1 protein-coding gene is annotated in these 725 nt (G+C 61.0%); it reads right to left on the bottom strand.

Annotated elements, in window-relative coordinates:
• Nucleotides 1-725 (bottom strand): carbohydrate porin (locus RRF55_RS27185; RefSeq protein WP_142909396.1); only part of this gene is annotated, 725 nt, incomplete at both ends.

Genomic DNA, 725 nt, shown 5'->3' with positions numbered 1-725 from the left:
GCGTACACCTCGACGTCGATCGGCCCGGCCTTGATGTTGTGGGTTTTGGTGGTCAGCGCGTAGTGGCCGTTGTCGCCGGTGTCGGAGCTGCCGGTACAGGTGATACGCGACGGGTTGGTCTCGTCGGCCATCACTTCCGGACTACAGGATTTCACCTGCGAGACCGCCGCCACGTCGAACTGCACGCCGCCGATATCAAAGTTCTTCACCCCGGCGCCCTGGCCGTCGTGGTTCATCCAGAAGTAGTCGTTGATCCCCTGTTGCGGACGCTGGTGGAAGTCGCGGCCGGCCCACAGATAGGCGTTGGGGTTGGATTCCAGCACGTTGGTAACGCCGACGTAGGCCTTCTTCAGGTTAACTTCGTCGCTCCAGTGGTCGAACATCACGTTAAGATCCCAGATAGCCCCCTGCGCGCTTTTGAAGGCCTTGCTGATCTGGAATTCGCCGCCGTTGCTTTCGTTGCCCAGACGGCCGATCGCCGAGGCGCCGTTATAGGAGCCGTCGACGCCGACATATTTCTGGTCGCCGGTCTGGAAGTGGGCGCCATAGCGGGCATAGCCGCTGAACTTGAGGCCGAACGGAATGGCCATATCCGGCGAGGCGGCGGTGGTTTCCGGGTTAGTAATCACGTCGACCTTTTTGTTGGCCGCGGCGTCGATTTTTGCCTGGCGGTCGGCCAGCGCTTTATCAACGGCTTTGGCGACGATGGCGTCGATCTGTTCCTG

Origin of the sequence: Klebsiella sp. K47, from assembly GCF_051858335.1 — a bacterium.
GTDB classification, from domain to species: domain Bacteria; phylum Pseudomonadota; class Gammaproteobacteria; order Enterobacterales; family Enterobacteriaceae; genus Klebsiella; species Klebsiella pneumoniae.
The sequence above is the reverse complement of the archived record's forward strand: the minus strand, read 5'-3'. Positions and strand labels throughout refer to the sequence as shown.